The sequence below is a fragment of the Corynebacterium sp. ED61 genome, assembly GCF_015233855.1.
Lineage (GTDB): Bacteria > Actinomycetota > Actinomycetes > Mycobacteriales > Mycobacteriaceae > Corynebacterium > Corynebacterium dentalis.
The window spans coordinates 63,560-87,110 of sequence record NZ_JADGIT010000001.1 but is presented as its reverse complement, the minus strand read 5'-3'; the positions used below and the strand labels follow the sequence as shown (position 1 = coordinate 87,110).

24 protein-coding genes are annotated in these 23,551 nt (G+C 60.8%); 11 read left to right on the top strand and 13 right to left on the bottom strand.

What is annotated here, in order from left to right:
• Positions 1 to 6: 6 nt before the first annotated feature.
• From IM764_RS00395 to IM764_RS00385, 3 genes are all read right to left on the bottom strand, one after another.
• Positions 7 to 1,185 carry a zinc-dependent alcohol dehydrogenase gene (locus tag IM764_RS00395; protein ID WP_194186482.1) on the bottom strand — a complete coding sequence of 393 codons (1,179 nt, stop codon included), beginning with the start codon at positions 1,183 to 1,185 and terminating at the stop codon, positions 7 to 9.
• Positions 1,186 to 1,513: 328 nt separating this feature from the next.
• A complete protein-coding gene (locus tag IM764_RS00390; RefSeq protein ID WP_194186481.1) occupies positions 1,514 to 2,110 on the bottom strand; it encodes a cadmium resistance transporter in 597 nt (198 codons plus the stop codon).
• On the bottom strand, positions 2,111 to 2,470 hold the full coding sequence (locus tag IM764_RS00385) for a helix-turn-helix transcriptional regulator (RefSeq protein WP_014307245.1): 360 nt from the start codon (positions 2,468 to 2,470) through the stop codon (positions 2,111 to 2,113). It abuts the gene before it with no gap.
• 356 nt (positions 2,471 to 2,826) lie between these two features.
• Here IM764_RS00385 and IM764_RS00380 point away from each other — a divergent pair, with 356 nt between their 5' ends.
• Positions 2,827 to 3,387, top strand: coding sequence for a recombinase family protein (locus IM764_RS00380; protein ID WP_370551508.1), 561 nt, complete (start codon positions 2,827 to 2,829; stop codon positions 3,385 to 3,387).
• Between the two features lie 301 nt (positions 3,388 to 3,688).
• Here the strand turns inward: IM764_RS00380 and IM764_RS00375 are convergent, their stop codons facing one another.
• From IM764_RS00375 to treZ, 3 genes are all read right to left on the bottom strand, one after another.
• Positions 3,689 to 3,967: a hypothetical protein gene (locus tag IM764_RS00375; protein ID WP_194186479.1), complete on the bottom strand. Its 279-nt coding sequence runs from the start codon at positions 3,965 to 3,967 to the stop codon at positions 3,689 to 3,691.
• Between the two features lie 63 nt (positions 3,968 to 4,030).
• The gene (locus IM764_RS00370; protein WP_194186478.1) at positions 4,031 to 4,489 is read right to left on the bottom strand and encodes an SMI1/KNR4 family protein; all 459 of its coding nucleotides are present in this window, start codon (positions 4,487 to 4,489) and stop codon (positions 4,031 to 4,033) included.
• Between the two features lie 53 nt (positions 4,490 to 4,542).
• The gene (gene treZ / locus IM764_RS00365; protein ID WP_194186477.1) at positions 4,543 to 6,267 is read right to left on the bottom strand and encodes a malto-oligosyltrehalose trehalohydrolase; all 1,725 of its coding nucleotides are present in this window, start codon (positions 6,265 to 6,267) and stop codon (positions 4,543 to 4,545) included.
• 30 nt (positions 6,268 to 6,297) lie between these two features.
• Between treZ and IM764_RS00360 the strand changes: the two genes are divergently transcribed.
• The 3 genes from IM764_RS00360 to IM764_RS00350 are packed head-to-tail and all read left to right on the top strand — an operon-like array spanning position 6,298 to position 7,602.
• On the top strand, positions 6,298 to 6,954 hold the full coding sequence (locus IM764_RS00360) for a YigZ family protein (protein WP_194186476.1): 657 nt from the start codon (positions 6,298 to 6,300) through the stop codon (positions 6,952 to 6,954).
• Between the two features lie 31 nt (positions 6,955 to 6,985).
• On the top strand, positions 6,986 to 7,225 hold the full coding sequence (locus IM764_RS00355) for a hypothetical protein (protein WP_143341771.1): 240 nt from the start codon (positions 6,986 to 6,988) through the stop codon (positions 7,223 to 7,225).
• The gene (locus IM764_RS00350) at positions 7,222 to 7,602 is read left to right on the top strand and encodes an RNA-binding S4 domain-containing protein (protein WP_194186475.1); all 381 of its coding nucleotides are present in this window, start codon (positions 7,222 to 7,224) and stop codon (positions 7,600 to 7,602) included. Before IM764_RS00355 ends, IM764_RS00350 begins: the two co-directional genes overlap by 4 nt.
• A 59-nt stretch (positions 7,603 to 7,661) precedes the next feature.
• On the opposite strand, the gene IM764_RS00345 is transcribed toward IM764_RS00350, so the two are convergent.
• From IM764_RS00345 to IM764_RS00320, 6 genes are all read right to left on the bottom strand, one after another.
• Entirely contained in the window at positions 7,662 to 8,657 is a 996-nt protein-coding gene (locus IM764_RS00345; protein ID WP_099298929.1) for a GTP pyrophosphokinase family protein, read from the bottom strand.
• Positions 8,654 to 10,987 (bottom strand): malto-oligosyltrehalose synthase, encoded by a 2,334-nt coding sequence (gene treY / locus IM764_RS00340; RefSeq protein ID WP_194186474.1) that lies wholly within the window; start codon positions 10,985 to 10,987, stop codon positions 8,654 to 8,656. The genes IM764_RS00345 and treY overlap by 4 nt, the downstream gene beginning before the upstream one ends.
• A 5-nt stretch (positions 10,988 to 10,992) precedes the next feature.
• Positions 10,993 to 11,502 (bottom strand): hypothetical protein, encoded by a 510-nt coding sequence (locus IM764_RS00335; RefSeq protein ID WP_194186473.1) that lies wholly within the window; start codon positions 11,500 to 11,502, stop codon positions 10,993 to 10,995.
• Positions 11,503 to 11,603: 101 nt separating this feature from the next.
• On the bottom strand, positions 11,604 to 12,353 hold the full coding sequence (locus tag IM764_RS00330; RefSeq protein WP_099298926.1) for a BRCT domain-containing protein: 750 nt from the start codon (positions 12,351 to 12,353) through the stop codon (positions 11,604 to 11,606).
• On the bottom strand, positions 12,350 to 14,551 hold the full coding sequence (glgX, locus tag IM764_RS00325) for a glycogen debranching protein GlgX (RefSeq protein WP_228073184.1): 2,202 nt from the start codon (positions 14,549 to 14,551) through the stop codon (positions 12,350 to 12,352). Before glgX ends, IM764_RS00330 begins: the two co-directional genes overlap by 4 nt.
• Positions 14,552 to 14,580: 29 nt before the next feature.
• A complete protein-coding gene (locus IM764_RS00320; protein WP_099299059.1) occupies positions 14,581 to 15,126 on the bottom strand; it encodes a TetR/AcrR family transcriptional regulator in 546 nt (181 codons plus the stop codon).
• Between the two features lie 24 nt (positions 15,127 to 15,150).
• Between IM764_RS00320 and IM764_RS00315 the strand changes: the two genes are divergently transcribed.
• Both IM764_RS00315 and IM764_RS00310 read left to right on the top strand, forming a co-directional pair.
• Positions 15,151 to 15,795, top strand: coding sequence for a hypothetical protein (locus tag IM764_RS00315; RefSeq protein WP_194186471.1), 645 nt, complete (start codon positions 15,151 to 15,153; stop codon positions 15,793 to 15,795).
• A gap of 20 nt (positions 15,796 to 15,815) precedes the next feature.
• The gene (locus IM764_RS00310; protein ID WP_194186470.1) at positions 15,816 to 16,346 is read left to right on the top strand and encodes a hypothetical protein; all 531 of its coding nucleotides are present in this window, start codon (positions 15,816 to 15,818) and stop codon (positions 16,344 to 16,346) included.
• An 18-nt stretch (positions 16,347 to 16,364) separates the two neighbouring features.
• On the opposite strand, the gene IM764_RS00305 is transcribed toward IM764_RS00310, so the two are convergent.
• Positions 16,365 to 18,197 carry a hypothetical protein gene (locus IM764_RS00305; RefSeq protein WP_194186469.1) on the bottom strand — a complete coding sequence of 611 codons (1,833 nt, stop codon included), beginning with the start codon at positions 18,195 to 18,197 and terminating at the stop codon, positions 16,365 to 16,367.
• Between the two features lie 105 nt (positions 18,198 to 18,302).
• Between IM764_RS00305 and hisD the strand changes: the two genes are divergently transcribed.
• From hisD to hisH, 5 genes are read left to right on the top strand one after another with little or no spacing between them, the layout of a single operon-like run.
• Positions 18,303 to 19,604, top strand: coding sequence for a histidinol dehydrogenase (hisD, locus tag IM764_RS00300; RefSeq protein WP_194186468.1), 1,302 nt, complete (start codon positions 18,303 to 18,305; stop codon positions 19,602 to 19,604).
• A 21-nt stretch (positions 19,605 to 19,625) separates the two neighbouring features.
• Positions 19,626 to 20,735 carry a histidinol-phosphate transaminase gene (locus IM764_RS00295; RefSeq protein ID WP_099298920.1) on the top strand — a complete coding sequence of 370 codons (1,110 nt, stop codon included), beginning with the start codon at positions 19,626 to 19,628 and terminating at the stop codon, positions 20,733 to 20,735.
• Positions 20,732 to 21,358 carry an imidazoleglycerol-phosphate dehydratase HisB gene (gene hisB, locus IM764_RS00290; protein WP_099298919.1) on the top strand — a complete coding sequence of 209 codons (627 nt, stop codon included), beginning with the start codon at positions 20,732 to 20,734 and terminating at the stop codon, positions 21,356 to 21,358. Before IM764_RS00295 ends, hisB begins: the two co-directional genes overlap by 4 nt.
• A 6-nt stretch (positions 21,359 to 21,364) precedes the next feature.
• Positions 21,365 to 22,747, top strand: a complete 1,383-nt coding sequence (locus tag IM764_RS00285) for an MFS transporter (RefSeq protein WP_194186467.1) — start codon at positions 21,365 to 21,367, stop codon at positions 22,745 to 22,747.
• An 11-nt stretch (positions 22,748 to 22,758) separates the two neighbouring features.
• On the top strand, positions 22,759 to 23,466 hold the full coding sequence (gene hisH, locus IM764_RS00280; RefSeq protein WP_194186466.1) for an imidazole glycerol phosphate synthase subunit HisH: 708 nt from the start codon (positions 22,759 to 22,761) through the stop codon (positions 23,464 to 23,466).
• Positions 23,467 to 23,551: the final 85 nt, after the last annotated feature.

The following is a 23,551-nucleotide window of genomic DNA, read 5'->3' as shown; positions in this document are numbered from 1 at the left end:
ACCGGACTACGGCTTGAGCACCACCTTGATGCAGCCGTCCTCCTTCTTCTGGAACTTCTCGTACATCGCCGGCGCCTCCTCCAACGACGCGGTGTGCGTTTTGAGGTCGAGCACGCCCAGCGGATCGGACGGATCGTCCACCAGCGGCAGCAGCGTCTCGGTCCAGGAGCGCACATTGCACTGGCCCATACGCAGCTGGATTTGCTTGTCGAACATCGTCAGCATCGGCATCGGGTCCTTCATGCCGCCGTATACGCCGCTGATCGAGATCGTCCCGCCACGGCGAACGGAGTCGATGGCGGTGTACAACGCACTCATCCGGTCTACCCCGGCCCTGCCCATTGCTGCGCGCCCCAGCGGCGACGGCAGTTTGCCGACGGTTGCCTGGGCCGCGCTGGCCACCGGCGAACCGTGCGCTTCCATGCCGACGGCGTCGACCACCGAGTTCGGGCCACGCCCGTCGGTCAGATCCTTGAGCTGCTCCGCCACGCCGTCCTCGGAGGAATCCAGCGTTTCAATGCCGTAACGCTCGGCCATGGCGCGACGCTCGGGCACCGCATCCGTCGCGATCACCCGGTATCCCAGGTGCTTGCCGATCCGGGCGCTCATCTGGCCGATCGGGCCCAGGCCCAGCACCGCCAGCGAGCCGCCGTCGGGGACCGCCGCGTAGTCCACGGCCTGCCAGGCGGTGGGCACGACGTCGGAAAGAAACAGGTAGCGCTCGTCTTCACCGACGGTGGGAACCTTGATCGCCCCGTAGTCCGCGTGCGGCACGCGCAAGTACTCCGCCTGTCCGCCGGGCACCGAGCCGTAAAGCCGCGAGTAACCGAGGAACTGCGCGCCGGTGCCGTATTCGCGGACCTGGGTGGTTTCACACTGCGACTGCAGGCCCTGGCGACACATGAAGCAATGCCCGCAGGAAACGTTGAAGGGGATGACCACCCGATCCCCCGGCTTGATGTGGGTGACGGCTGAGCCGACCTCCTCGACGATGCCCATGGGCTCATGGCCGATGATGTCGCCCTCGTCCATGAACGGAGTCAGCACCTCATAGAGGTGCAGGTCAGATCCGCAGATGGCGGTCGAGGTGACCCGGATGACCGCATCGGTGGGTTCCTGGATCTGTGGGTCCGGGACCTCCTCCACGCTCACCGTATTTGACGCCTGCCAGGTCAATGCTTTCATGTGTCCTCCTCGCCAGGGCGGCCGCCTCAGCTGAAACGGCGCCACTGTTTGGTTGGTTGAGTCCGACTATACTGAAAACACGGTGGGCGGGTTGCCCACGTCGCGGCCGGGGTCTCACATCCCGACGGGGCCCTAGGGAGTGTTTTCTACATGGCCGTGGCCTGAGCCCTACCTCTCCGCGTCCAACGCACCGCGGGCGGGCATACGCATAGGCGTACATGTACGCACAGGTCTCCCCCAGGTTTTTATCACGCCCCGCTTTAAGCGGGGCTTATGCCGCATATCGTCTCCATCATCCAGTCCAAAGGAGGCACGGGGGATGAGCTTATTAAAGGCCGAAGGCGCCGCCGCTGACGAGGATGAAGATACCCAGGCCAATCAAAACGATCGGGAACAGCACATGCTCCCAGCGTTCGAGAACCTCCGCGATCGGTGGACGGGTGGCCACGAACTTCGCCAACAGGACCAAGCCCGCCACCAGGATCAGAAAGACGACGCAGTAGATGATAACGGTAGCGGTATCCACGTTGAGAAAAACCGGGACATAGACGCCGATATTGTCGCCACCGTTGGCAAAGGTCACCCCGGCGACGGTCAAGGCGCTTACGTTCTTTCCGCTGACTTTCGCGTCATCGTCGTCGTTATCGTCTCCCTGCCAGGCTTGCCAGGCCGCCCACAGTCCCAGGGTCAGGGGGATCAGCCCGAAGTAGGGGATCGCCTCGGTGGGCAGGAAGGCATCCGCCCCTAGGGTGACCAGGATCGTGGCTGCGAGGATGCCCGCGAAACCAAGGTACTGCCCGGCCAGGATCCGAAGTGTGGTCCCTGCTTGGCCGGCTCCACGGGCGAAGAACAGCGAGAGCACGATGATGTCGTCGATATTGGTGGCGATAAACAGACCAACCGCCCCCAGGAGATCAGTTACCACTTACCTGTTCCCCTCTCCGGTGGCGCACCCGGGCACGTCGCATGCCGAGTCAATACATGGGGCATTCTCGTCGGCAGCCAGAGTGGTATCCAGCAGTGAGTTCAGCGCCTGGACGAGATGGGCGTCGACGATCTCGTAGCGGGTCTTCCGCCCCTGCGGTTCGGCGACCACAATTCCGCAGTCCCGTAGGCAAGTGAGGTGGTTCGACACATTTGACCGCGTCAGTTCCAGCTCCCGGGCGAGAGCGGCCGGGTAGGCCGGGCCGCCCAGCAGGGTCAGGAGAATACGGGATCGGGTGGGATCGGCCATCGCCCGACCCAATCGGTTCATCACGTCCAAGCGCGAAGAAATAGTCAGCATGCACTGAACTATACAGCTGTTGCTGAACTGTTGCCACGAGGGGCGAACGTCGGCCCGACGGTGTTGTGTTTCTGAGCCTGTTTCCGCGCGGCTTTAGTGTCTTCCCTTTTTGTGTTTGTGTGGTTGTTGAATCTGTGCCTGTGGCGCAACCTGCTTGTCCCCTACTTTTTACAAACCGTCGTGAACTTTAGTTCGCGACGGAGATTTTAATGACCCCAGTTCGTGCCCGTCTAAGTGGGGTACACCTCAGGTGAACACTTAGAGAATGACAAGACTTCCTGTTCGTTAGGGTTGGTTCTATGACTAATGGAACAGAACCGTCACTACCTCTGGAGATAACTGAACAGTTAGGCGTGATCTCAGGTCAGAAGGTGGGTTACGCGAGGGTAAGTTCGAAAGATCAGAATCTTGAGCGTCAGATTGAGCAACTCAAGGCGGAGAAGGTCTTTACTTACTACACCGATAAGGCCAGCGGTGGATCGCGTGAGCGTCCTGGTCTTGATGAGGCGATGCGGTATGTCCGCGCGGGGGATCAGCTTGTGGTCACGTCGATGGATCGGTGCGCGCGCTCCCTAACGGATTTATATGCCATTGTTGACGAGCTAGTTAGCAAAGGGGTGTCGGTGAAGTTCCTCAAGGAGGGGCAGGTTTATTCGAAGGACTCCACCCCGATTGCCAAGCTGATGCTAGGGCTGCTCGGTTCGGTGGCGGAGTTTGAACGCTCCATTATTAGGGAGCGTCAGGCAGAAGGAATTGCCCGGGCGAAAGAGCGTGGGGTGTACAAAGGGCGCACTCGTGCGCTGACTTATGAGCAAGTGGCTCAGGCACGTACGTGTGTCAACGCTGGCGTACCGAAGGCAGAGGTCGCGCGACGTCTTGGGGTGGAAAGGACGACGCTATACAGCTACCTTGGGTAAGCCTGTAAAAGCACATAGCATCCGCCGATGGGGCAGCAAGCTTGAACGGCGGCAGGTTCTGCAATGGGGCATCCTGTCTTAGCTCAGATATGCCCAGCGAATGATCAAGTATCTACCGCAGGGTTTCTAGAATTGTCGCGATGTAGTCATCCTTTAGTTTGAAGCCGTCTGAAGTTTCGGTGAGGACACCTGCTTCCATTCGCCTTTTCCACCAGATTCTCAACATGGCTTCGCTGCATGCTACTCCAGCGAAATCCCCCTCCAATAGGAAAGAACTGCGGATCAGTGATGGGAATTGATATTAATTGCCGTCCCATGGAGTATCTTCCCAAAAAGGCCAGTTGAAGGATTCGAGGCTAGAGGATGATTGCACCTGTTGAGCAGCCCAGTACACGACATCGAGGAGATGTAGCCAAGCTGGGTTACTGCCCCATACTCCGAAGCCGCCTTCATTTAAGGCCAAGTTGTATGCAGCGCGGCGAATGATTTCTTCATAATCGGCGATATGTGTAGCTGCAATGGATTCCTTCAATTGTGGCGATAAGGTTCCCTCACGTGCGCCTGTGACGGCTTGTTGCATCTTCTCGCTTAGCTGCCCTTGGCCCGCTGTGTCAGGGTCGTAATCGGGCGTGGGTTTCAACTTTTAAAGAAACGTTTCGAAAGACTCAGCTACCAACGTGAACTGACCAGGCTCGTCATTGTCGAGATACAGGACAGAAAGAGGAGGGAAGCCCTCAAGGTCATAGTTGGGCGCGAAGCTCTCATGCATACCGGCGCCGGGGTTGCCAATGAGCAGCACTTTTGTGGGGATTTCCCATTCTTCGGCGAGAAAGCTGGCATGGTCGGCTAGGTCATTGTCATCATCCTCGGAATGGCCGTTGCCGAAAATCTGTTCAACGTTGATCTCGAGCTCATCGCCGTCGGGAAGACTGATGCCAGTAAGAGTAGTGTTTTCTAAGCTGAGGGTGCCACCGCCAGTCGTCTTGATGAACTTCTTGTAGTCCTCAGGAAGCTTGCCCCCAATTTTTTCCTCGATGGAACGGATACGGAAACTACCGCAGGGCTTTCCTTGATGGGTGAATTCAATCTGTGACAGTTTCATGGTGTGTCCCTCATAAGCGTTACATGCACTGTATTCCGGTAAGTCCCCGGCTGCTACGAGGTCCCAATCCGATAGCTCCAAGCGTCCAGCCCACGCGCAGGTTCGTCGCTCAGATTGACCGTGAGCGTGACAAGCTTTTCCGGCGCTTGGTAGTCCAACTCGACCCATCGGCCAGAGATGTCCTCGTTTTCAGCCGCCGGGGTATTACTTGCAGCAAGATCGTCAGACTCTGCTGGGGTGCCACTATATTTAAGGCCTCCAGATCCCGTCACCGGTGCCACCGTAAACAGCTCACCGCTTAACGGCTCGTCGGCGTGCCAGCGCACATCCACCAGTTCTGCCTCCGCCATGCGCAGCTCCTTGCGAAGCCGCAGCAGCTCCTTGTATCCGGCCAACACGTGGGCGTGACCGCCCTCAGTCCGTTCAGACCAGTTCAGCTTGGAGTCCAGGAACGTCTGCTCCGCCGCAGGATCCGGCACCTCCTCAGGATTCCATCCCGCCCGGGCAAACTCCCGCATCCGCCCCTCACGGGTCAATCGGTTGAGCTCCGGGTCCTCGTGATCCACGAAGAATGCGAACGGGGTAGAGGCTCCCCACTCCTCGCCCTGGAACAACATCGACGTAAACGGGCTGATCAGGACCAGCGCGGCCTTGGCCAACTGCTGCTCCACGCTCAAGTTCATGCTCGGCCGGTCACCGGCAGCGCGGTTGCCTGTCTGATCATGCGTGGTCGTATAAACCACAAACTTCGAGTAATCAGGATTCTCCAGCTCCCGGCCGTGGGTGCGCTCGCGGAAGCTGGAAAAGCGGCCGTCGTGCCAGAACACGCGCTGGAACGTGGTGGCCAGCACCTCGACCGTTCCGAAATCCGCGTAGTACGCGTGATTCTCCCCTGACACCGCAGTGTGGATCGCATGGTGGATGTCATCGTTCCACTGCGCCACACCAAAAGTCTCCGTGTACTTCGGATCATTCTGGTCAGTCTCTGCGATCACATAGCTGGGCGTGGCCACGTCCCGAATCTGCTCCACAATGCTCACCGCGCCCACATCATCCAGCGCATGCACCGCGTCCAACCGCAGCCCATCAATCCCGAACTCCTTGGTCCATATCGCCACAGCATCCAGGATGTAGGCACGCACCTCGTCCGAGAGTGCCCCCTGGATGTTGATGACCTCGCCCCATCCCGTGGAACCGCCAGACGTATACGGACCGAAAACCCCCGTGTAGTTGCCGTCTGGGCCGAAGTGGTTGAACACCACATCCAGAATCACCGCCACGCCCTTGGCATGCGCCGCCTCCACGAAACGCGCCAGCGCATCCGGGCCACCATAGACCTCGGACACAGCGTGCCAGCTGACCCCGTCATAACCCCAGTTGCGCTGCCCGCCGAAAGGCTGAACAGGCAACAGCTCCACAGCAGTGACACCCAGATCAACCAGGTCATCAAGCCGCTCGATGGCGGAATCCAGCGTCCCCGCAGGAGTAAACGTTCCCACGTGCAGCTCATAAATCACCTCGCCCTTGAGCGGGCGCCCTAGCGTCTGCGTGGGCTCGTCCTTCATCCAGACCTGCGACAAACCGTGAATGCCATCAGGTTGGCGTCGAGAACGAGGATCCGGAAACACATCGGACCCATCCACGCTAAACCCATAGCGAGCACCCTCGATCCTGGGCGTGGCGACCCGGAACCACTCACCGTGACGCTCCATTGGATGGCGCGCGCCTTCAAGTTCCAGCTCCACATTTTTGGCCTTAGGTGCCCAGACACTAAACATGGACTCAACCCTAACTGCGATAATGCATCCATGCCCGTTAACTCCCAGCCCTACCTGCGCCCCTCCACCGGCGAGTGGAGTGCAGAGATCGAGATCAAACGTTCGCGGTTCATCGGGTTCGTTGCCAGGACTGCCGATGAAGGTGAGGCCCGTTCATTTATCGACGCCATCGCCTCCCGCTATCCCGATGCCCGCCATCACTGCACCGCATTCATCGTCCACGTGGACGAAGCCCAACCCATCGAGCGTTCCTCCGACGATGGCGAACCGGCAGGAACTGCTGGCCAACCCATGCTCGAGGTGCTGCGGGGAAGTGGCCTGCTGGATGTGACCGTCGTGGTGGTGCGTTACTTCGGTGGAGTGAAGCTGGGTACCGGCGGGCTGGTGCGTGCCTACCAAGACGCGACCAAGGAAGTTCTGGCCCAGGTCACGCGCGTGAGTCACGAGCCGGTGGACCTGTTCCGGGTTTCGGTCCCACACGCGGATGCGGGACGGTTCGAGGCGGACATTCGCGCCGAAGACGTCCAGGTGGTCAACGTGGACTACGCGGCCCAGGCTGAGTTCACACTGGGAGTGCCCGCAGGGGATGGGCCGCCGCTGGAATCAGTGGTGGCGAAAATCAGCGGCGGAAACGTGGACATTCACGAGGCCGGAAGTACGTGGGTGGATAGGCCCTCCGGTCAGTAGTGCGCGGCGCAGGACAGTAGAGTGGGACAGCATGAGCATGAATAACTACTCAGGTGGATCCGGAGACATCGTCGGGCAGCGCAAGCAGCAAATGCGCAAGCACGTCTACACCGCGCGCACCTCGGGTGCCGTGGCAGTTGTGAGCCTGGTGGCCGGGCTGATCCTGGACATCCCCCTCCTTTCCGTGGTGATTCCGATCATCGCCGTGATTGTCTTTATCTACTCCGGTGTGCAGATCAAGAAAATCCTGGACCACAAAGACGAGTGGTGAGCGTAGGTCAAGGCGGTTCTGTCAGGATCGACGCCTGGGTGTGGGCAGTCCGGCTGTATAAAACCCGCACGGCAGCCGCGGACGCAGTGCGCGCCGGGCACGTGAAGCTCAACGGCGTGGCGGTAAAGCCTGCGCAGACCGTGGTTCCCGGGGATATCGTGCGCGCGTGGGTGAACCACCGCGAGTACGTGGTGGAAGTAGTGCAGCTGCACAGCAAGCGCGTGGGGCCAGCCATTGCGCGGGCGGCTTATGCAGATCACTCGCCGCCGCCTCCGCCCAAGGAAGTGCTGGCCTCAATTCCGCGACGTGATCGGGGAGCGGGGCGCCCGACCAAGCGGGAGCGACGTCAAATGGACCGCCTCATGGGCAAGCGCTAGCGCTGTACGTTTTAGAGTTGTACGTCCTAGTCTGAGTCGGCTTGGACCTCTGTGTCAGCCTAGAGCTCTCCGTCAGTGGATGTTTCAGACATCGTGGTCTGCCCCAACTTTTGCCAACGGTTGCCCAACCGGCCGGGACGGCTGGTCGCATCATCGCCGATATGAACGGTCTTGCGAATGTGATCGCGCCCGTAGACATACAAGAGCATGTCGTCAAGAAAACGGACCTGACCCGGCGAGTACGGGTACTCGAACGCCTGCAGCAAGCGCTGTACACGGTCCGGAGATAGCAAATCAGCGAGCTGCTGATACGTGGTGATCCCGTGGGCGGCGAGCATGTCCACGGCGTATCCGTAGTAGGCCACCTTGGAGGCAGGGAACTGCTCTCCCAACAGGCTGGTCAGCACGCGCGGGAGGGTGGATTCCTGGATCTCGCCCTCGGTGTAGTTGGCGCGATCCTCTGGGTTATCCACGGCATCAGCGATCAGATCGAACTGCTGATCAGCGAGCTCAATTAAGCCCGCGGCCAGGGTAAACGCGCGCTGCACTTCGGGCTTGGGGTTCCCGGTGAGGCTTTTGTAGCGCACGTCGTGCTCAAACTCCGCCCATGCGTGCTGCAGCACGGTGCGCAATTGGATCTCCATGAGCATGTCGTCCAGCTGCGGAACCCGCACGATGACGTGCTGAGAGGAATAGCCGAACCCGCCGCGCCGGGCAGTTTCCGCGGCCTTGTCCACCACGGCCTCGATGGTGAACAGATCCTCCATCACGGTGAGAAGCTGTGGGATCTCCGAGGAGTGATACGTGATCACGCGGGCGCCGAGGATGTCATAAGCGCTGGCGATGTCCACGTAATCCGGGTAGTTCTCGTTGGCGACCTTGGCCATAAAGCTCACGCGATCCTTGATGCGCACCACCACCTGGTCATAGGCAATGCCGGCATCGTCCAGGGCTTCCTGAATCACGTCGCGAATCTCTGCCCGGATGCCGGGGTTAGCGGCGACCCACGCATCGTATTGCGCGAGTTGGCGGTTAGTGCGGCTGCGAGAACTCATGCCATCCTAGTTAGCACAGCCTGCCCACGATCGGAAAACAGATCGCGCAGGGGAACTTCGCCTTGCCACATGCGGCCGCCTGGCAGTTGATCCTCCCAGAGACCCTCGGGGAGCATGACCATGGTCTCGCCCCATCCGCCCGCACGCTGCACGGTCAAGGGACGGCGGATGGCCAAGATAATGGCGGATTTATCACGCATCATGCCGACCATGGAGCGGTAGAGGGGACCCTGAGCCATGACAGGAAAGTAGCCAGCTTCATCCAGTTCCAAATGGGAGCGCACGCGCAGCGCGGTAGTAATGAGACCTAACCGACGGTCATCCGGCGTGGAAATATCGCCCCGGGAGACGCGCTCTAGCGCCTCTTCGCGGGCATCGAAATCCACCGGGCGGCGGTTGTCCGGATCCACCAAGGAATCAGTGAAGAATTCCGTGCCCTGATAAATGTCCGGAATGCCCGGGGACATCAGCTGCAGGAGCTTCTTGCTCAGGGAGATCTCCTGACCGGCATCGTCGATCAGAGACACGAAACGGGTGATCAGAGCGGCGTGGGCATCGAAGAGCTCGTCGATCCAATTCAAGATTGAGTTTTCGAAATCCTCATCAACATCGAACCAGGTGGTGTGCACACCTGCTTCGCGCATCGCCTTGGTGGCGTAATCATGCACGCGCGTGCGCAGTTCCTCGGAGACAACGCCGTCACTGGGCCACACTCCGATGACGTTCTGCAGCAGGAAGTGGCAGGTCATCCCGTCCACGTAAGTGATCTGCTTGCACAGCTCAGCGAAGTCATCCGGAACTTCGGTGATGGCGGTGATCCGGGAGCGGACGTCCTCGCCACGCTTCGTATCGTGCGTGGTCAAAGCCGTCATCGCGCGAGGCCACAGTCGGATTCGCTCGGCCTGCAGCATGTGGTACTCGGCTAGGGATACTCCGAAACGACCGGGAGCGCCGCCGACCTCCTGCAAGCTGACCAGACGCGAGCCGCGATAAAACGCCGTGTCTTCCACGCCCTTGGCCATCACCGCTCCACAGACCTGGGCGAAGCGAGTATTGGCCTCGCCGTAGGAGAGCAACGCAGAACTAATCAGGTCCAACGCATCTGCGCGTTCGGGGTGCTTCATCAGCATTTTGGCCAGAACGGTGCTGGTGACACGAGACAGCGATTGGTAGTCCGCGCGGTAGACCGGCATCGCGGCTACCAAACCGACGAGGGTTTCTTCGAGAAGTTCGTCCGAGACCTGGTCCCCTTGGGTGGACCAGTTATCTGCGCGCACGGCGCGGGCCAAGCGATGAACCTCCGCTGCCAGCTCGAAGCGGGCAACCTCGGACTTCAGTTCTTCCTCAGCAGCCTCGAACGCTGCATTGTCCCAGCGCACGCCCGTCCACTGATCGGCGATATCACCCATGCTCTGCACAGCGTTGCGGTTGACGAAGACTCCGTCGAACTCGCGCAGGGCGTCGTAGCCGGTGGTGCCGTCCACGCTGAGGCGTGGATCCAGTGGCTCGTTGACAGCCAGGATCTTTTCGATCAGCAGCCAGCGGTCCTCACCGATGAGCATGCGCAGGTGCTCTAGGTATCCAAAGGGGTCGGCCAGGCCATCGGGATGGTCCACGCGCACTCCGTCGATGACACCTGCAGCCAGCAGCTGATTAAGGATGCGGTGCGTGTGTTCAAAGACCACGGGATCTTCCTGGCGTAGCCCTGCCAACCCATTGATGGAGAAGAAGCGACGGTAGTTGATGATGCCGTCTCGCCAGAACATCAACCGGTAGCTCTGACGGTCGTGAACCTCCTGCGGAGTGCCCTCGTTGGTGCCGGGAGCGATGGGGAATTCGTTGTCGTAGTAGCGCAGGACATCGCCGTCTACTTCGAGCTTGTCCACGTCTTCCTCGCTGCCCAGCACGGGGATGCCCATGCGCCCACCGGCGCCGTTGTCCGCGGACCAGTCGATATCGAAGTAGGTGGCGTATTCGGACTCTTTGCCATGCTTGAGTACATCCCACCACCAGTCGTTGAGGCGGGGATCATCCACGCCCACATGGTTGGGAACGATGTCCACCAGAATCTTGATGCCAGCGGCGTGTGCTGCCTCAGCGAGGGATTTCAGACCCTCGATTCCGCCGAGCTCTGGGTTGACCGTGGTCGGGTCGATCACGTCGTAGTTGTGGGTGGACTCTTTGGGAGCCGTCAAAATGGGGGAGAGGTACAGGTGGCTGACCCCAAGGCGGGAGAAGTAATCGATGCGCGCTTCAGCATCAGCGAAGGTAAACGCTTGTGCAGGATCACTGCTAGGGCCGCGCAGTTGGAGTCGGTAAGTGGCAGACATGCCTCCTACCTTAGGGGAAGAGACATGCAGTAGCCCGCGGACAAATCCAGTGGCCCAACCCATTCCGGCACCACATGAGCATCGCGCGCAGCACACGCACGCAACTGGCCGTCGCGATAATAGACCGCAGGTCGGCAGCCCAGAGCGATCTCTAGCGCCTCCAGGAGCACCGTGGCAATCTTCGGATGGGTCAGCAAGCACTCGGCGGGTAGCTCATCTGCTACTACCCGGATGGCGATCCACCGCATTGCCCCGCCCGGGATCAGCTCGTCCGTCCATCGATATTCGAGTGCCGTTCCGTGCAGGGACAGCAGCCTGCGTAGTTGCTGGAGAATCTCTTCCGCCCGCTGGTGCCACCGCGCGCTTGCTCGGCCCGGGCCTGCGGGAATGGACGCGCACAAGCCGCTACCTAGAGCCACCAGCTCAGTGCGCTGGGCGTCCGCGACGTGGGGACCGCCCGAAGCAGCGGAACTCGAACGAAGCTGAGAGGCGGTTTCTGTGGTGAGAGTCAGCATGAGTTATCTGACTCCGCACCCATAAGAAACGTTCACCGCAGCGCGAGGCAGTAAGAACGAGCTACCACCGCGCGAAAAATGCCCCGGCAAACCCCAGAAAACTAGGCCTTACCCACGGCCTTCAGGAACTCGGCAAAGCTCAGGATCTTGATCTCCTGACCCTTATCCTGCAACTCCCGAGCCCGCTTTTCCTTGCTGGTCATCGAGGCCCATTCGCCCACCACCAGCATGGTGGTCTTCTTCGTCACGTTCTTGCCCACCGTTCCACCGGCCTCGGCAATCATGTCCCAGACCTCGCCCTTGTCGTACGGCTCCACGTCACCGGTGACGGTCACATTCTGCTCGAAGATGGGGTTATCGATGTCCGCGTCTGGGTTCGCCTCGGGAACCTCGTCCGGAGTCGCCACCTTTTCCCACGGTGCCGGGCGCCTAGCGCCACCAGATTCCTTCTCCTCAGCAGCCGCCTCCGTAGAGCCTCCGCTCAGCCACTCTTCAGCAGTGACCGACTCATCCTTCGCGTCCGTTTCAGCAGCAGGAATAGACACATCGTCCAAGGGATAGCCCGCCTGCAGATTGGTGAGCCGTTGATGCGCGGTCAGAAAATCCTCGAGGTGATTCGGGGAGTAGTTAATGCGCGTGCGTACCAGATCCTGCTGATCATCGCGGGAAAGAAGCTCAATCCATCCCGGAGATAACTGGTCCGGGGCCTGCAAGTACCAGCCGAGAAGCGCAGAGGGATCGATGTTGGCGTCGGGAAAAAGGGACGCTGCCACCGAGGAACGGGTGACGGTGACGGCCTCCTCGGTCACGGTGACCTCGGCGCCACGGGCGTGAAGGGTAGGAGTACTCATGGTTTCACCAACGTATCAAGAGGACGCTGTAGGATCACCACGCTGCGACCTCCCACCTTGAGGGAATCATTGGCGGAGAAGGTGCGGGTCTCTTCGGAAATGCCGTGCGGCAGACGAGTATCCAGCACCACGGTCCAAGAGCCTTCCTCGCCGGGATCCACGTGCATGACGCTATCGCGGGAAGGCATGCTGAACTCGATGGGCTCATTGTGTGCGTTGAAGCACAACAGGAAGGAATCATCTTCCACCTTGCGGCCCTGCTTGTCCGGCTCCTCGATCGCCATGCCGTTGAGATGCACCATCAGGGACTTCCCAAAGTGATGGGACCAATCTTCCTCGGTCATCAGGCGCGCCTCTGGGGTCAGCCAAGCAATATCTCGCTCGGCCACGTCCTCGCCCAGCGGACCACCGGCGAGGAAGCGACGGCGACGGAACACCGGGTGCTTCTTGCGCATCTTCAACACGTAGCGCGTGAAGGCAAGTAGGTCCTCATCCGCAGAATCCCAATCCATCCACGAGATCTCGTTGTCCTGGCAGTACACGTTGTTGTTACCGCCCTGGGTACGGCCGATCTCATCACCATGGGCCAACATGGGCGTGCCTTGGCTCAGGATCAGCGTGGTCAGGAAGTTGCGGCGCTGCTGCTGGCGCAGCTCGAGGATGTCCTGGTTATCGGTCGGCCCCTCTTCGCCGCAGTTCCACGACCGGTTGTGGCTCTCGCCGTCCCGGTTGTCCTCGCCATTGGCCACGTTGTGCTTTTCGTTATAGCTCACCAAGTCATTAAGGGTGAAGCCATCGTGCGCAGTGACGAAGTTGATCGACGCCGTGGGTCGGCGCCCGTTGCTGGCGTACAAGTCCGAGGAACCCGTGAGACGCGACGCAAACTCACCCAATGTCGCCGGTTCGCCCCGCCAAAAGTCGCGGACAGTATCGCGGTATTTGCCGTTCCACTCTTTCCACAACGTGGGGAAGTTGCCCACTTGGTAGCCGCCTTCGCCTACATCCCACGGCTCGGCGATCAAACGCACCTGGCTGACAATTGGGTCTTGCTGCACCAAGTCGAAGAACGCGGACAGGCGATCCACGTCGTGGAACTCGCGAGCCAGCGTGGAGGCGAGGTCAAAGCGGAACCCGTCAACGTGCATCTCCGTGACCCAGTAGCGCAGGGAATCCATGATCAGCTGCAGAGTTTGCGGGTGGCGCACATTCAGGGAGTTACCGGTGCCGGTGTAGTCCATGTAATGCGCGCGATCGTCTTCCATCAGGCGGTAGTACGCCGAGTTGTCGATCCCGCGGAAGTTGTAGGTCGGGCCCATATGGTTGCCCTCGGCGGTGTGGTTGTAGACCACGTCGAGGATCACTTCCAGTCCCGCATCGTGGAAGTTATGCACCATCTGCTTGAACTCAGCCACAGCGCCCTCGGCGGAGTTCGATGCTGCGTAATCCCGGTGCGGGGCGAAAAATCCCAGGGTGTTGTAGCCCCAGTAGTTGCGTAGCCCGAGCTCGCGGAGGCGATCATCGTGGACGAACTGGTGCACGGGCATCAGCTCCACGGCCGTGACTCCAAGATTCTTTAGATAGTCCACGGTCGCGTGGTGGCCTAGGCCGGCGTACGTTCCGCGCAGGTGCTCCGGGACGCCGGGCAGGGTGGCAGTCATGCCCTTGACGTGGAGCTCGTAGATCACGGTCTCATGATCTTCGATGTGTGGGCGACGGTCGTTGGACCAGTCGAAGTAGGGATTGATCACCACAGAACGCATGGCGTGTGGTGCGGAATCCTGGTGATTGCGCTCTGCTGGGCTGCGGATGTCGTAGTTGAACAGGGACGCATCGCCGTCAAATGCGCCGTCGAAGGACTTGCCATAGGGATCCATGACCAGCTTGGAAGGGTCGCAACGGTGGCCGTTTTCCGGATCCCACGGGCCGTGGATGCGGTAGCCATAGCGCTGTCCAGGGACGATGCCCGGGAGATAGCAGTGCCAAATGTGCGCATCCACCTCATCGAGCTGCACCCGGGTTTCCATCCCGCGGTAGTCAAACAGGCACAGCTCCACCTTTTCGGCGACTTCGGAGAAGATGGCGAAGTTGGTGCCGTTTCCATCGAAGGTTGCACCGAGGGGATATGCATCGCCCGGCCACACTAGTAATGGCGCTCCGGGGGCGCGCAAGCCACTCTTATCAGCCAAGCCAAAAGACATGCTGACCATCCTAGCCCCGCGCCAGACACCTAGCCGGGCAGTAGGGGTGCGAGGATCACTTCCACGTTGCGGCGAACGTGGTGCGCATCGGCTGATGCCTGGGCAGCGTCCGCATCGCCGAGAGCGCTGGCTACAGCCTGCTGCGCCTGGACGTCCATGGCCGCGCCCAAGACGTAATGAAAGGCGATTTCCCCCAAGGAACCAGCAGTTTCCCGTACATCGGCACGCAAGTCTCGGTCCGTGGTTCCGGAAGCCAAAGCAGCCAAAGTAATTTCCGCGCCATCGCGCAGGCTCGTCATCGCCGAATAAATTGCCACGCAGTAGTTAACGATCCGGGTCCACTCATCACGCGATTGCAGACGCGCGCCGGGTGTGGTCTGCGGTGGCTGAACACACTCGAGTAGCTGATTTGCTATAGCTCCCAATAGTTCCTGTTTACTGGGGAAATGCCAATACAAAGCACCGGGAGCGACATCCAGCGAGCGCGCTAATCGGCGCATGGTCAGATCAGCTAAGCCGTATTCGGCGAGGATCTGCGTGGCATGAGCCAGGATGGTGGAAGGGTTGAGCTGCACGGATTTCAGGGTAGTCTGCTTTGCATGACACATCGCAAGACCCTTCTGGCTGCCGTAATGGCGGTTCCGCTTTTCCTCGCCGCTTGTGGCTCAGACGAGGAAGGCTCCTCGGACGCCTCCAGCACTTCCGCATCCAGCGAGGCAACGCAGTCGAAAGACAGCTCCGAAACTGCAGCATCGGGAGAGTCCTCTGCTACTCCGTCCAGCTCAGAGGGGCAAGATCCCGCCAAGGATCCCCAAGATCCGGCACGAGGCGAACAGTCTGACCAATCCCAAGAGGGCTCGCCCGCTCCAGCCAACGGTGAAGGTCAGGCTCCGGTTCCTGCAGCCGCCGGCACCGGCTCCGAGGAAGACCGCCAGGCCATCACCAACTTGGTTTACGGCATGGACGATGGCGGGGATAACGTCGGCGCATTCCTGACCTACACGGTGGATCATTCCTGCAGTGCGTACAAGGAGCGCTACGGTGGCGACGAAACTCTGCGACAGCAAGCGGACGAGGCCAAGAACTTGACCTTCACCCAGATCGGCAGCCCCAAGCCCACCGTTACCGGTGTGGACAACGTCAAGGTCAACGGCGATTCAGCGTCCGCAGACGTGTCTTCAGACACCAGCACGGAGAACCTCAAGTTTGTCCGCGAGGGTGGAAGCTGGATGTTCTGCAACTAGGCAGAGCGCACACCAAACACATGAGTAGTGGTTTCTTGTCCGGCCGTCGGGCCGTCCCACGGGGCGTTTCCGATGGCTTGCTTGTTTTTGTCGTCACCACGGTGATCTTCACCATCGCCGGCGCCGTGTGGGGATGGCTGTATCCCACCTCGCAGTTCTTGGTGACCCCGAACCGCGGATTGGAAGAAGTCCCGGGTACCGCCGATTCTGGCTTCCGCGCCTTCCTGATTTTCGCTGCGGTGACGTGCGTGCTGGGTCTGCTGACAGCCGTGTGGGCATTCCGGTTTCTGTGGCGGGGAATCGGCCAGCTGATCTGGGTGGCCGCCTGCGTGGCGTTTGGGACGTGGTGGTTCGTCTTTATCGGCGAGCAGGTGCTTGACTGCCTCGCTCCGGTGTACGACGCAAACTCGACGCACGCCGGGGATATCATCAAAATCTCGCACGCCATTTCACCGTGGCCGGGAATCATGCTGGCCCCAGCCGTGGCGATGATGACCTATTGGATCGGGGCCGTGACCTCGACCGATGCAGATTTTGAGCGTGCCCGCTAGCTAGCTGGGAGCTAGTCCCTAGTCCTCTTTGCGGAAATCCAGGATGTATCGGTAGTGCTCGATGAGTTCCTGGATGACCGGATCGAAGTCCGCATCTGTGTCATCCATCCACTGCTGCAAGTCGGGGAGGGCAGCGGTGGCCTTGGTGATGGAAGCGTCTGCATCCATCGTGAGACCGATAGCCAACTGAGCACCTGCCATCGTCAACCAGGCCATACATTCCTTGATGGGGTCTGCAGCTAGGTGGAAGTTTTCCGCAGCCAGGCGTGACTGTTCCACTACGTCGTCTTCGCTGACCACGATGTGCGCCATGGTTAGATGCCATTCGCCGAGGTTCCACCGTGCGTCAGATTCCGGCAACGCCAGGGTGGCGTCCCCCGCGGGATCTTCTCTAAGCAGCTCGCGAGCTTCGTTCATCATGGTCAGAGCATCGGGGTAGTCCACGTCGCCGGACATGGCGATGGATTGCAGCACCTGGGAGGCATTGATGTTCTGTCCGGCCTGTCGGTACAACTCGGCGCGGCGGGACTGAATCTTCCGTACCTCTTCCTCTAAGCCCAGCTCCAGCCCTGCGAAGGTGGCGATGGTGTAGCAGGCGATGGTCCGGTCTAGGTTCGGGGAAAACTCGGACCACTCGGCGACCGCGCGAGAGTTCTCCCACGCTTCGTGGTGCAGGCCAGACATGAATGCGGCCTGCGCCAGCATCGCGCGCATGTCCAACATCGCGGGGCATACGGGGATGCCGTCCGTGGCTTTGACCATGCGGGAGGCCAGCTCCCACGCATCGCCTTCTCGTCCCAAGGTGGACATGGTGCGGCACGCCAGTTCGGCTCGTTCCATGGCCATGATTGGGGCTTCGATCTCTATCGCGATGTCTGCGCACTGACCCCAATGGTTGGCGATTCTGCGGTCATTGTCCGCCGTGACGGACAGAGTCAGGTCGTCGAATCCATCAGAGCTGGCATCGATTTCGCCCAGATCTTGCGGAGCATTGAGATTATCCAGCATCGCGAAGTGCCCCAGCATGTAGTGCGCTTCGAAGTGGGAGACGGGCTGGTGTGGCAACTCCAAGACCGCCTCGGCGGAGGCGCGGGCCTCGTCTAGGCGGCCTTCGGCCCAGTGTTCTTGAGCAAACCACAAAAGCTCGTCTGCACGCTGCGCGGGGTTGCGCCCGAAGCGACGGACAACCGAGGCGAAGAACTGCGCCAATTTATCCTCGGAGATCTCAGGAACGGAAGACTCAGGCGAATCACCGTCCGCCTGTTCACCGGCAGAGCCGAGGAAATAGTCACTCGAGGGCACCCCAGCCAGCGCCCCGATGTCCCCGCGCTCGCGGGCTGCCTTGAGGCTGGTGGCCACGGTGTGCGCGGTGGTGGCAGAGGCGGTCAACATGCCGGCCTGCCGCTTGCTCACGTTCTTCCACGACATCTCTGGGTTTTCAGACAACGTGAGGGAATCGGCATCCGGCCGCCACAAACGCATGCGCTCGGCCAGATCCGCCAGCAGGGAGGCGGCCGAAGGCAGCGGATACACCGAATGCTCGGACTGGTTGAGCGATTGATAGGCCAAGTGGGAGCCTGCAATCAGCCCTGCTTCGTTGTCGTTGCCTTCGCGCGCCCAGTGCAGCAGGTTGCGCAGGGCGCTAATGGCCTCGTCTTCCAAGCCCATCCAGTCCGCCGCCGCAGCCCGCACCGCGTAGAAGTCTCCTCGCTGTTTGGTGGGGATGTCTGCCTCGTCGACCAGCCAGAAGTGCTGCGCGTAATCATTGATGAGCTTCCAACTACGCCGAGTGTCCCCAGAGGCGGATGCCGACGCTGACTCGGAGAGCAAAGAGGTGATGGTTTGTGCCATTGTCTCGTGCCACCTGCCTTTCCTGTCTGTCTCCACCGCTGGGTAAGATCGCTATGAAGCCTAGAAGTCCACGTTAGTGGAAACGCCCACAGGAGGATGTCACCGATGCTTGCCCGGATTGATCTCAGAGGTCAGACCCCCACCACATCCGAGCTGCGACATGTCCTGCCCAGGGGCGGCACGGACATTGAGTCGGTTTTGCCCACGGTCTCGCCCATCGTGGAGGACGTTCGTACCCGCGGTAGCCAGGCAGCGTTGGAGTACGGCGCGAAGTTCGATGGCGTAACCCCTGAGTCCGTTCGGGTTCCGGAAAGCGTTATTTCCGACGCCCTGCTCACCCTCGATTCCGATGTTCGCGCAGCTTTGGAGGAATCCATCCGCCGCGTGCGCACGTTCCATTCCACTCAGGTGCCAGAAGACTACACGGTGGAGATCGCTCCCGGGGGACTGGTGACGGAACGTTGGGTACCGATCGAGCGCGTGGGTTTGTATGTCCCGGGTGGCAAAGCGGTATATCCATCGTCGGTGATCATGAATGTGGTTCCAGCGCAGGAGGCTGGCGTCGGCACCTTGGTGATTGCCTCCCCACCACAGGAACAAGGATGGCCACATCCCACCATCCTGGCGGCCTGCGCACTGCTGGGCGTGGAAGAAGTGTGGGCGGTCGGCGGTGCTCAGGCCGTGGCGCTGATGGCCTATGGCTGCAACGAGCAGAGCTTGGAGCCAGTGGATCTGGTGACCGGGCCGGGCAACATCTTCGTGACTGCGGCAAAGCGCCTGGTGCGTTCCGTGGTGGGCATCGATTCCGAGGCTGGACCTACGGAGATCGCCATCATTGCCGATGATTCAGCGGATGCCGTGGAAGTGGCTTATGACTTGATCAGCCAGGCGGAACACGATCCGATGGCTGCCTCTGTGCTGATAACCACATCAGAGCAGCTGGCAGATGAGGTGGATTGTGAGGTTGCGGAGCGTTACTCCGTGACGCTGAACGCGGACCGCGTGCAGGAAGCGTTGGAAGGCCAGCAGAGTGGCATCGTTGTGGTGGATTCCATTAAGGCTGCCATCGCTGCGGCCAACGCGTATGCCGCGGAACATCTGGAGATCCACACCGAAGGTGCGGAACAGGTTGCGCAGCGAATCGTAAATGCCGGCGCGATCTTCATCGGCCGGTACAGCCCAGTACCGCTTGGCGATTACTCCGCGGGTTCCAACCACGTCCTGCCTACGTCCGGCTCGGCTCGCCACAGCTCCGGGCTGTCCACGCACACCTTCATGAAGTCCATCCACGTGGTGAACTACAGCAAGGATGCCCTCTGCGATGTGTCGCAGACCGTGATTGCGCTGGCCGACGCAGAACGCCTGCCCGCCCACGGTGAAGCCATCGCCGCACGATTCAACAACTAGACAATCCACGGGAGCACATTCATGGCACAGTTGTCCGATCTTCCCCTGCGCGAGGAACTGCGTGGCCAGTCCGCCTACGGCGCCCCGCAGCTCAAGGTGGCCAACCAGCTCAACACCAACGAAAACCCCTACGCGCCCAGCCAGGCGATCATCGACGAGATCGCAGAAAAGGTTCGGGAGCTGGGCGAGGAACTCAACCGTTACCCAGACCGCGATGCCACAGGCCTGCGCACGGAATTGGCGCGCTACATCTCCCAGCAGACGGGAGTGGACGTAGACGCGAACAACGTGTGGGCGGCCAACGGTTCCAACGAGGTGCTGCAGCAGCTATTGCAGGCCTTCGGTGGCCCCGGTCGCTCCGCTCTGGGCTTTACCCCCAGCTACTCCATGCACCCCATTCTGTCCGCGGGCACCCAAACGGAATTCATCGCCGTGCCTCGGCCGGAGTCCGAAGGCTTCGCTATCGACATGGATGCAGCGCTGGCAGCCATCGAACAACACCAACCAGACATCATCTTTGTCACCACGCCCAACAACCCCACCGGAAACGTCACCTCGTTGGAGGACATCCGGCGGATCCTCGATGCCGCGCCGGGCATCGTGATCGTGGATGAGGCCTACGCGGAGTTCTCTGATGAGCCTTCCGCGCTGACGTTGATCTCCGAATACCCGACCTCGCTGGTCGTTTCCCGCACCATGAGCAAGGCCTTCGACTTCGCCGGAGGCCGCCTGGGCTACTTCGTGGCAGATCCCGCATTCATTGAAGCCGTGATGCTGGTGCGCCTGCCATACCACCTGTCCACACTGTCCCAAGCTGCAGCCACCGCAGCCCTGCACCACAGTCAGGACACGCTGGCCACCGTGGAAAAGCTCCGCGAGGAGCGCGACCGCGTGGTGGCGCGCCTGCGCGAGCTGGGATTCACCACCATCAATTCCCACTCCAACTTCGTATTCTTCGGCAGGTTCGCGGACTCGCACACCACCTGGCAGGAGTTTTTGGATCGAGACGTTCTCATCAGAGACGTTGGCGTACCCGGATGGCTGCGCGTAACTATTGGCCTCCCGCAGGAAAACGATGCATTCTTGGAGGCAGCACAAGCATTGGCGTCGAAAGAAAAGAAGAACTCATGAGCCAGCAACCAGAAGGAAACGCGAGCCAGCGCACTGGACGCGTGAGCCGCACCACCCGCGAATCCGAGATCACCGTGGAGATCAACCTTGACGGCACCGGACGCACGGAGATTTCCACTGGCCTGCCGTTCTTTGACCACATGCTGACCGCCTTCGGCGCTCACGGTTCCTTTGACCTGAAGGTTCAAGCCAAAGGCGATGTGGAGATCGACGCACACCACACCGTGGAGGACACGGGCATCGTGCTGGGGCAAGCGCTGGGTGAGGCGCTGGGTTCCAAGGAAGGCATCCGTCGTTTCGGCGATTCCTTCATCCCCATGGACGAGACGCTGGCACACGCAGCAGTGGATGTCTCCGGTCGCCCGTACTACGTGGGCACCGGTGAGCCAGACGCACTGTTGCACACCATCATCGGCGGGCACTACGCCACCGTGATCAACCAGCACTTCTTCGAAACACTGGCGCTCAACGCCCGCATCGCGTTGCACGTGCGCTGCATCTACGGACGCGATCCGCACCACATCACCGAAGCGGAATTCAAGGCCGTGGCCCGGGCACTGCGGGAAGCCACGGAAAATGACCCTCGCGTATCCGGCATTCCATCAACCAAGGGAGCTCTCTAAAACGACATGGCAATCAGCAGGCAACCAGCGCTATCCCCGGAGGAACTCGACCAGCTAGAGACTGTGTGGAAGGCTCCGGGCCTGGTGGCCACGCTGATTTCCGTGTTCTGTGCTTTCGGCGGATGGTCGTTGCTGCTGCCCGTGATCCCGCTGGCGGTGATCCAGCAGGGCGGATCCGATTCGCTGGCGGGTCTATCCACTGGCGTATTCATGGGGGCCACCGTGATCACGCAGGCGTTTACGCCGTGGGTAATCAAGCGGGTTGGTTTTCCCGCGGTAATGGCATTTGCCGGGCTGATGCTCGGCCTGCCCGCGCTGTTTTATGTGGTGGACATGTCCGCGGTTTTACTGCTGGTGGTGGCGGTGATCCGCGGTATTGGGTTCGGCGCCGTGACCGTAGCGGAAGCCGCATTGATCGCGGAGTTGGTGCCGCCGCGCATGATGGGCAATTCCTCCGCTGCGCTGGGCGTGTCCGTGGGGCTATCGCAGCTGCTGAGCTTCCCGCTGGGTCTGTGGCTACTCAACGCGCACGGCGAGGCTGTGGTGTTCGTCACCGCGGCGGTCTATGCCTCGGTGGGAGCCGCGGCGGCGTATTGGATCCCGTATCGTTCCCGTGCTCAGCTGCAACAAGCGCGCCGTTCGCAGGCCGCACCTTCTATTTCCGACGCCACCTCCGACCAGATCATCCATGGCCCCCAAGCGCATCCGCCACAGGCCGCTACGTGGAAACTCGCCGCCGTTCCGGGGCTGGCAATTGGCGCCATCGCCACTGGATTTGCGGCATTCAGCACCTTCCTTGCGCCCGCCGTGGAAGAGGTGGATGTCTCCTTCGCCGCGTTGGTCTCGGCAGCGGGTCTGTCCGTCTTGGGCGGACTGCAGATGCTGGGTCGCGTGCTGGCCGGGCGTGTCGCCTCCCGCAGCGGTCAGGCTGGGCGATTGGCTGCGACCGGCCTGGGCTTTGGCATCGCCGGACTGCTGACCGGGGGCGCGGTGATCACCTTTGCCGACGGGGGACTGGCGCTGATCATCGGCGCATTCGCTGCCGCAGGGCTGTTCGGCTTTGGCTTCGGCATCGTCCAAAACGAGGCCTTGCTGATGCTGTTTGAACGCCTGCCGCGAGAAAAGACAACGCTGGCCAGCGCCCTGTGGAACATGACCTTCGATTCCGGTACCGGCATCGGCGCAGTGGTGCTGGGCATGGTGGCGGGCGTGCTCGCGTACTACCAAACCTTTTGGATCGCTGCGTGCATCGTGGCCGTGGCACTGTTGGCCGTCATTACCGACGGCATCATCGGGCGCAGGCGCCAGTGGGAGCACAACAACATGGCTCATCAACTCCGCGCAGTCCGGCAGAGGGTCCGCGCACCGCAGATGGACCGCGAACACTAAGATGACAACTTATGGGATTGCAACCTACGAACGAATCATCTGAACAGTCTTCCGCGCCACGCACCGAGTTTCCCACCGTTGCGCTGCTGGATTACGGCAGCGGCAACGTCCGCTCCGCACAGCGCGCACTGGAACGCGCCGGCGCGGAAGTCACAGTCACCGCGGATCCCGAGACCGTGCTGGCTGCAGACGGATTGCTCGTCCCGGGAGTGGGAGCCTTCGCCGCGTGCATGGAGGGACTCAAAGAGGTCAAGGGAGACCGGATGATAGGGGAACGGCTCGCCGGAGGTCGTCCTGTGTTGGGAATCTGTGTGGGGATGCAGATTTTGTTTGAGTATGGCGTCGAATTTTCAGACGGAGAGGGCGCCAAGCCAGCAGAAGGCACCGGAGAATGGCCGGGCACCGTGCAACATCTGGATGCCGACGTGCTGCCGCACATGGGGTGGAACACGGTTGACGTGGCGGAAGGATCCGCGTTGTTCGCAGGAGCCGCGGCGGACGAACGCTACTACTTTGTCCACTCCTATGGCGTGACGGACTGGGAATTGATCACCGACGGGCGCACCGAAGCGCCGCTGGTCCACTGGGCAGAACACGGCCGTTCCCGGTTCGTCGCCGCCGTGGAAAACGGCCCGCTGTGGGCCACGCAGTTCCACCCGGAGAAGTCAGGAGACGCCGGTGCGTTGTTGTTGCGCAATTGGGTCGATACTCTGCGTTAAGTTCTGTCTTGGCCGTGCGTTAGACTTTGTTGAGCTGGGTCACAACGTATGACCCATCACGCCGGTTTAGCGCCGCGCGCGATTT

Excerpts from the sequence above, each read along its gene's own strand:
- IM764_RS00360 (WP_194186476.1), top strand. The coding sequence starts at position 6,298 with ATGCCCGTTAACTCCCAGCCCTACCTGCGCCCCTCCACCGGCGAGTGG.
- treY (WP_194186474.1), bottom strand. The coding sequence starts at position 10,987 with ATGTCTGCCACTTACCGACTCCAACTGCGCGGCCCTAGCAGTGATCCT.
- IM764_RS00385 (WP_014307245.1), bottom strand. The coding sequence starts at position 2,470 with ATGCTGACTATTTCTTCGCGCTTGGACGTGATGAACCGATTGGGTCGG.
- treZ (WP_194186477.1), bottom strand. The coding sequence starts at position 6,267 with ATGTTTAGTGTCTGGGCACCTAAGGCCAAAAATGTGGAGCTGGAACTT.
- IM764_RS00355 (WP_143341771.1), top strand. The coding sequence starts at position 6,986 with ATGAGCATGAATAACTACTCAGGTGGATCCGGAGACATCGTCGGGCAG.
- IM764_RS00315 (WP_194186471.1), top strand. The coding sequence starts at position 15,151 with ATGACACATCGCAAGACCCTTCTGGCTGCCGTAATGGCGGTTCCGCTT.
- hisD (WP_194186468.1), top strand. The coding sequence starts at position 18,303 with ATGCTTGCCCGGATTGATCTCAGAGGTCAGACCCCCACCACATCCGAG.
- hisB (WP_099298919.1), top strand. The coding sequence starts at position 20,732 with ATGAGCCAGCAACCAGAAGGAAACGCGAGCCAGCGCACTGGACGCGTG.
- glgX (WP_228073184.1), bottom strand. The coding sequence starts at position 14,551 with ATGTCTTTTGGCTTGGCTGATAAGAGTGGCTTGCGCGCCCCCGGAGCG.
- IM764_RS00375 (WP_194186479.1), bottom strand. The coding sequence starts at position 3,967 with ATGCAACAAGCCGTCACAGGCGCACGTGAGGGAACCTTATCGCCACAA.
- IM764_RS00345 (WP_099298929.1), bottom strand. The coding sequence starts at position 8,657 with ATGAGTTCTCGCAGCCGCACTAACCGCCAACTCGCGCAATACGATGCG.
- IM764_RS00335 (WP_194186473.1), bottom strand. The coding sequence starts at position 11,502 with ATGCTGACTCTCACCACAGAAACCGCCTCTCAGCTTCGTTCGAGTTCC.
- IM764_RS00295 (WP_099298920.1), top strand. The coding sequence starts at position 19,626 with ATGGCACAGTTGTCCGATCTTCCCCTGCGCGAGGAACTGCGTGGCCAG.
- IM764_RS00305 (WP_194186469.1), bottom strand. The coding sequence starts at position 18,197 with ATGGCACAAACCATCACCTCTTTGCTCTCCGAGTCAGCGTCGGCATCC.
- IM764_RS00310 (WP_194186470.1), top strand. The coding sequence starts at position 15,816 with ATGAGTAGTGGTTTCTTGTCCGGCCGTCGGGCCGTCCCACGGGGCGTT.
- IM764_RS00370 (WP_194186478.1), bottom strand. The coding sequence starts at position 4,489 with ATGAAACTGTCACAGATTGAATTCACCCATCAAGGAAAGCCCTGCGGT.
- IM764_RS00395 (WP_194186482.1), bottom strand. The coding sequence starts at position 1,185 with ATGAAAGCATTGACCTGGCAGGCGTCAAATACGGTGAGCGTGGAGGAG.
- IM764_RS00330 (WP_099298926.1), bottom strand. The coding sequence starts at position 12,353 with ATGAGTACTCCTACCCTTCACGCCCGTGGCGCCGAGGTCACCGTGACC.
- IM764_RS00285 (WP_194186467.1), top strand. The coding sequence starts at position 21,365 with ATGGCAATCAGCAGGCAACCAGCGCTATCCCCGGAGGAACTCGACCAG.
- hisH (WP_194186466.1), top strand. The coding sequence starts at position 22,759 with ATGGGATTGCAACCTACGAACGAATCATCTGAACAGTCTTCCGCGCCA.